The sequence below is a fragment of the Phenylobacterium sp. genome (assembly GCF_030645195.1).
GTDB lineage: Bacteria > Pseudomonadota > Alphaproteobacteria > Caulobacterales > Caulobacteraceae > Phenylobacterium.
On the sequence record NZ_JAUSLW010000146.1, the window covers coordinates 72,524 to 79,210 of the forward strand.

General features: G+C 70.3%; 6 protein-coding genes. 5 read left to right on the plus strand and 1 reads right to left on the minus strand.

Annotated elements, in window-relative coordinates:
* Positions 1-4 precede the first annotated feature (4 nt).
* Entirely contained in the window at positions 5-898 is an 894-nt protein-coding gene (locus Q7T09_RS12365; RefSeq protein WP_304700033.1) for a LysR substrate-binding domain-containing protein, read from the minus strand.
* A 54-nt stretch (positions 899-952) separates the two neighbouring features.
* Between Q7T09_RS12365 and Q7T09_RS12370 the strand changes: the two genes are divergently transcribed.
* From Q7T09_RS12370 to guaA, 5 genes are all read left to right on the plus strand, one after another.
* On the plus strand, positions 953-2,119 hold the full coding sequence (locus Q7T09_RS12370) for an MFS transporter (RefSeq protein ID WP_304700034.1): 1,167 nt from the start codon (positions 953-955) through the stop codon (positions 2,117-2,119).
* 71 nt (positions 2,120-2,190) lie between these two features.
* A complete protein-coding gene (gene guaB, locus Q7T09_RS12375) occupies positions 2,191-3,657 on the plus strand; it encodes an IMP dehydrogenase (RefSeq protein WP_304700036.1) in 1,467 nt (488 codons plus the stop codon).
* A gap of 4 nt (positions 3,658-3,661) precedes the next feature.
* Positions 3,662-4,060 carry an MAPEG family protein gene (locus Q7T09_RS12380; protein WP_304700038.1) on the plus strand — a complete coding sequence of 133 codons (399 nt, stop codon included), beginning with the start codon at positions 3,662-3,664 and terminating at the stop codon, positions 4,058-4,060.
* Positions 4,053-5,351, plus strand: a complete 1,299-nt coding sequence (locus Q7T09_RS12385) for an RsmB/NOP family class I SAM-dependent RNA methyltransferase (RefSeq protein ID WP_304700039.1) — start codon at positions 4,053-4,055, stop codon at positions 5,349-5,351. Before Q7T09_RS12380 ends, Q7T09_RS12385 begins: the two co-directional genes overlap by 8 nt.
* Positions 5,348-6,687, plus strand: a 1,340-nt coding sequence (gene guaA / locus Q7T09_RS12390) for a glutamine-hydrolyzing GMP synthase (RefSeq protein WP_304700041.1), incomplete at its 3' end; no start/stop codon positions are given. The genes Q7T09_RS12385 and guaA, both read left to right, overlap by 4 nt.

Here is a 6,687-nt window from a genome sequence, read left to right on the forward strand (position 1 = left end):
CCGCTCAAACAATTGCCGGCGGCGGGGCGGTCTTCGCTCCCTCGGCCTTCAGCCATCCCCGGAACTGATCCAGCGCCCGGCTGCTGACGCCCGGCGCGGCGAGCAGGGCGAATCCGCTCTGCGCCGGGATGAATCCGAAGGGCGCCACGAGGCGACCGCTACGCACATAGTCGGCCACCAGGGGCCAGGGCATGATGGCCACCCCCAGGCCCGCGATGGCGGCGTCCAGGGCGAAGTGCAGGTGGGCGAAGGGCTGTTCGGGCGAGGGCGGCAGCTCCAGCCCGGCCAGGGCCGCCCAGATGGCCCAGCCCTGCGGATGGGTCTGGGCGACCAGGCGCGGCGCCTTCAGGGGATCGGGGAAGCGCTTGGCCAGACCCGGCGCCATCACCGCGCCGAGGTGGCTGGGCATGAAGGCGGTGGCGAGCGGATCGGCCAGGCGGCTGTTGGGGACCAGACGCACCACGGCGTCGGCGCCCCGCTGGCTGGTGGCGTGGGAGGCCAGCTCCGTCAGGTGCAGGCGCAGGCCGGGATGGGCCTGCGTGAACCCCGACAGGCGGGGGATCAGCCACTTCACCGAGATGCTGGCGTTGACGGCGATGTGCAGGTCGGCCGGGCCGCCGCGGGCCTGGCGCACGGCCCCGGCGATCTGGTCGAAGGCCGCGGTCAGGGCCGGCGCCAGCTGCGCGCCCGCCACCGTCAGCTCCAGCCGATGCTTGGGGCCGGTGAACAGGCGCACCCCCAGGCCCGCCTCCAGGGCCTTCACCTGCCGGCTGACCGCCGAGTGGGTGACGTGCAGCTCCTGCGCCGCCAGCGTCGCCCGTCCGGTCCGCGCCATGGCCTCGAAGGCGCGCAGGGCGTTCAGGGAGGGCAGGGGGCCTGATGTGAGATTTTCGAACATAGTCTTCCCAATATGTCGGTTTCCGCTATTGGGCAATCGGCGCATAAACTTGTCATGGAGCGAAAGCCTCACCCGCCGCAGACCGTGATCATGCTGGCCCTGGGCCTTGGGCAGACCATCGCCTTCGCCTCCAGCTTCTACCTGCTGGGCGTCCTGGGCGACGACATCGCCGCCGACCTGGCGCTCGCCCCCACCTTCGTCTTCAGTCTGATGTCGGTGGCCCTGGCCGCCAGCGCGCTCGCCGCCCCCGCCGCCGGCCGCTGGGTGGACCGCCAGGGCGGCAAGACCATGCTGCTGACCTCCAACCTGGTGTTCGCCGCGGGCCTCGGTCTGGTGGGTTTGGCGCACGGGCCCATCCTCCTCACCCTCGGCATGATCGTCCTGGGTCTCGCCATGGCGCTTGGCCTCTACGGCACGCCCTTCGCCATCCTGGTCTCGCTCTATGGGGACGGCGCCCGGCGCCCGATCACTGGCGTCGCCCTGATCGGCGGCCTGGGCTCCAGCCTGGGTTTCCCCGCCACCTTCTGGCTCGGCCAGCAGTTCGGCTGGCAGGGCGCCTGCTTCGCCTGGGCTGGCCTGCATCTCCTCGTCTGCCTGCCGCTCGGCGCCCTCGTCATTCCGCGACATCTCGGCGGTCACATGTCGGCCAATGACGGCCACCCCGTGACGGTGGTCTGGGACCGCCCCATGATCCAGCTATCGGTTCTATTTGCAGGGGCCTGGTTCCTCTCGACCTGCATGAGCACCCATCTTCCACGGCTCTTGGTGGCCTTTGGTCTCTCCACGGCCACCGCCATGTCCACGGCCGCCCTCGTTGGCCTCTCGGCCGTCGCCGTCCGGGCCCTGGAGTTCGCCGTCCTGCGCCGCTTCCCACCGCTGATGGCCACCCGCGCCGCCACCCTGATGCATCCCCTGGGCGCCGCGGCCCTGCTGGCCTTCGGCAAGGCGGCCGCCCCGGCCCTGGCGCTGGGGCAGGGCGCCGGCAACGGCATGCTCACCGTGGCCAAGGGCGTCCTGCCGCTCAGCATCTGGGGATCTGGAAGCTACGCCTACCGCTCGGCCCTGCTGGGCCGGCCCGCCCAGATCGCCCAGATCGGCGGCCCGGCCCTCTACGGCCTGGCCCTGGACCGATCCCCAACCCTCGCCCTGCTGGGCGGGGCCGCCATCTGCCTGGTCATGTTCGGCATGACCTTTGGCCTCAATAAGGAGCTCCGATCATGACCCTGCTGGACGCTGCGCTTGCCCGACCCCATACGGACGCCTTATACGCGGCTCGCAAAATGGAGACTCCAATGGAGATTCGCGAAGGGCTCACCTTCGACGACGTTTTGCTCGAACCCGGCGCATCCGATGTGATGCCCGGCCAGGTGGACACCTCCACCCGGTTCACGCGCGAAATCAGTCTGAACATACCGCTCGTGTCCTCGGCCATGGACACCGTCACCGAGAGCCGCCTGGCCATAGCCATGGCCCAGCACGGCGGCCTGGGCGTGCTTCACCGCAACATGACGCCTGAGGAACAGGCCGAACAGGTGCGCGAGGTGAAGCGCTACGAAAGCGGCATGGTCATCAACCCCCTGACCATCAACCCGGACACCCCGCTCAGCGAGGTCCTGGCCATCAAGTCGCGGCGCAAGATCTCCGGCTTCCCGGTGGTCGAGCCCGGCACCGGCAAGCTGGTGGGCATCCTCACCAACCGCGACATGCGGTTCGAGGGCTCCAGCGAAGTCCCGGCCAAGGCCCTGATGACCAAGGACAATCTGATCACGGTTCGTGAGGGTTGCAGCCAGGACGAGGCCCGCGCCCTGCTGCGCAAGCACAAGATCGAGCGGATCATCGTGGTGGATGAGGCCTACCGCGCCGTCGGCCTGATCACCGTCAAGGACATGGAGAAGGCCCAGGCCCACCCGGTCGCGGCCAAGGACGCCCAGGGCCGCCTGCTGGTGGGCGCCGCCTCCACGGTGGGCGACACCGGATACGAGCGCTCCATGGCTCTGGTGGACGCCGGCGTGGACGTGCTGGTGATCGACACCGCCCACGGCCACAACGCCGACGTCTCCCGCGCCGTCGGCCGCCTGAAGCGCGAGACCAACCGCGTCCAGATCGTCGCTGGCAATGTCGCCACCTATGAAGGCGCCCGCGCCCTGATCGACGCCGGCGCCGACGCGGTCAAGGTGGGCATCGGCCCGGGCTCCATCTGCACCACCCGCATGGTGGCCGGGGTGGGCGTGCCCCAGCTCACCGCCATCGCCGACGCCGTCCGCGCCGCGGCCGGCACCGATGTCCCGATCATCGCCGACGGCGGCATCAAGTATTCCGGGGATCTGGCCAAGGCGCTCGCCATGGGCGCCCAGGTGGCCATGATGGGCTCGGCCTTCGCTGGCGCCGACGAGGCCCCGGGCGAGGTGTTCCTCTACCAGGGCCGCTCCTACAAGGCCTATCGCGGCATGGGCTCGCTGGGCGCCATGTCCACGGCCAACGGCTCGGCGGACCGCTACTTCCAGAAGGAGGTCTCGGCCCTGAAGCTGGTGCCCGAGGGCATCGAGGGCCAGGTGGCCTACAAGGGCCCGATCGCGGCCATCCTGCACCAGATGGTCGGCGGGCTTCGGGCGGCCATGGGCTATACGGGCGCGGCCAATCTCCAGGCTTTCCGTGACAACGCCCGGTTCATCCGGATCACCGGAGCGGGCCTGCGCGAGAGCCACGTCCACGACGTCATGATGACCCGTGAGGCCCCCAACTATACGAGCCCGGTCTGAGACCATGAACGCAGCCCCCGAACTTCAACTCATCGGCGCGGCGATCATCGTCGGCGCCGTCCAGTTGCTCTGGGCGGCCGGGGCGGCGCGGGCCCAGCAGGACCTGAAGTGGGCGGCTGGCCCTCGCGACGAGGACATGCCGCTCACCGGCGTGGCCGCCCGCCTGGACCGCGCCTTCAAGAACTTCATGGAGACCTTCCCCTTCTTCGTGGCCGCGGTCTTCGCCGCCTATCTGGTGGCCAAGACCGGGCCGCTGACCCTGTGGGGCGCGGGCCTCTACGTCGTGTCCCGGGCGCTCTACGCGCCCCTCTACGCCGCCGGGATCTCCGGCGTGCGCACCCTGGTCTGGTTGGTCAGCCTGGTGGGTATCGGCATGATCGTGGCGGCGATCTTCCTTGCGTGACGGCGGACGCCTCTCGGCGGCCATCGAGGTTCTCACCGACGTCGAGGAACGCCACCGGCCAGCCAGGCTGGCGCTGAAGTCCTGGGGCAATGACGCCCGCTACGCCGGCTCCAAGGACCGCGCCTGGGTCTCGGGGCTCGTGCTCGACGCCCTGCGCCGCCGCCGCTCCATCGCCTGGAAGATGGGCGACGACAGCGTGCGGGCCGCGATCCTGGGCGTGCTGAAGTTCGAGTGGGACTGGGCGCTCGACCGCATCGCCGCGGCGGTGACGGAGGAGCCCCACGGCCATGGCGCGCTCACCCAGGCCGAGATCACGGCGCTCGAAAATCCCCGCGACCTGGCCGAGGCCCCGCCCTCCGTGCGCGGCGACTATCCGCAGTGGCTGGAGGCCAGCTTCGCCCGCGCCTTTGGCGACGCCGCGGCCAGGGAGGGGGAGGCGCTGGCCCAGCGCGCGCCCATCGACCTGCGGGTCAACACCCTGAAGACCGACCCGGCCCGCGCGCTGAAGGCCACACAGCCCCTCAACGCCGCCGCCGTGCCGGAACTGGCCACCGCCCTGCGCATCCCCGCGCCCGCCGCCACCGACCGCGCCGGGGCCGTCGAGACCATACCGGCCTTCTCCAAGGGCTGGTTCGAGGTGCAGGACCTCGGCTCCCAGATCGCCGCGGCCTGCGCCGGCGAGATCAAGGGCGCCCAGGTGCTGGACCTCTGCGCCGGCGGCGGGGGCAAGACGCTGGCCCTGGCCGCCGCCATGGGCAACACCGGCCAGATCTACGCCTATGACAGCGAGGCGCGGCGCCTGGCCGACACCATCCGCCGCGCCGACCGCGCCGGGATCCGCAACCTGCAGATCCGCTCGCCGGTGACCGAGGGACCGCTCGACGGTCTCGAGGCGAAGATGGATGTGGTCTTCATCGACGCCCCCTGTTCCGGCTCCGGCGCCTGGCGCCGACACCCCGACACCAAGTGGCGGCTCAGCGAGGAGACCTTCGCCCGGCGCCAGTCCGACCAGGACGCGGTGCTGGACCTGGGCGCGACCTTCGTGAAGCTCGGCGGCCGGATGATCTACGTCACCTGCTCGGTCCTGCCCGAGGAGGACGAGGACCGGGTCGAAGCCTTCCTGGCCCGCACCGAGGGCTTCGTGGTGAAACCCGCCACCGCCGACGAACACCTGGCCGCTCGTCTCACGCCGGAAGGCTATCTGCGCCTGACCCCCGCCACCGCCGCCACCGACGGCTTCTTCGTCGCGGTGCTGGAGCGAACCAAACCTCTTTCCGACAAAGCCCCATGACCTCCGAGCCCAACCACGAACGCGTCCTGATCGTCGATTTCGGCAGCCAGGTCACCCAGCTGATCGCGCGCCGCCTGCGCGAGAGCGGCGTCTTCTGCGAGATCCATCCCTACGACAAGGTCGAGGCCATGCTGGCCGACTACGCGCCGAAGGCGGTGATCCTGTCGGGCGGCCCGGCCAGCGTCCACGAGGACGAGAGCCCCGCGGTCACCAAGCGGGTGTTCGAGCTCGGCGTGCCGGTGCTGGGCATCTGCTACGGCGAGATGACCATGTGCGCCGAGCTGGGCGGCAAGGTCGAGGGCGGCCACCACCGCGAGTTCGGCCGCGCCGAAATCAAGATCGAGAGAGCCTCGCCGCTCTTGGCCGGTCTCGGGAACGTGGGCGATCTCGAGACGGTCTGGATGAGCCACGGCGACAAGATCACCGCCATCCCGGACGGCTTCGAGGTCGTGGCCTCCTCGCCGGGCTCGCCCTACGCCGTCATCGCCGACGAGGCGCGCCGCTTCTACGGCATCCAGTTCCACCCGGAGGTGGCCCACACCCCGCGCGGCGCCCAGATGCTGAGGAACTTCACCCACGGCATCGCGGGCCTGACCGGCGACTGGACCATGGCCTCCTTCCGCCAGGAGATGGTGGCGAAGATCCGCGACCAGGTGGGCGACGGCAAGGTGATCTGCGGCCTGTCGGGCGGCGTCGACTCCTCGGTGGCCGCGGTCCTGATCCACGAGGCCATCGGCGCCCAGCTGACCTGCGTCTTCGTCGACACCGGCCTGCTGCGCCACAACGAGGCCGAGCAGGTCGTGACCCTGTTCCGCGACCACTACAACATCCCGCTGATCCACGTGGACGCCGGCGACCTGTTCCTCGGCGAGCTGGCCGGAGTCAGCGACCCGGAGACCAAGCGCAAGACCATCGGGCGGCTGTTCATCGAGGTCTTCGACAGGGAGAGCGCCAAGATCGAGGGCGCGGCCTTCCTCGCCCAGGGCACCCTCTCTCCCGACGTGATCGAGAGCGTCTCCACCAGCGGTGGCCCCTCGGCGGTGATCAAGAGCCACCACAATGTCGGCGGCCTGCCCGACTACATGAAGCTGAAACTGGTGGAGCCCCTGCGCGAGCTCTTCAAGGACGAGGTCCGCGCCCTCGGCGTCGAGCTGGGCCTGGCGCCGGCCTTCGTCGGCCGCCATCCCTTCCCGGGCCCCGGCCTGGCCATCCGCATCCCCGGCGAGATCACCCGCGAAAAGGTCGCCGTCCTGCAGCAGGCCGACGCCATCTATCTCGACGAGATCCGCAAGGCCGGCCTCTACGACAAGATCTGGCAGGCCTTCGCCGTGCTGCT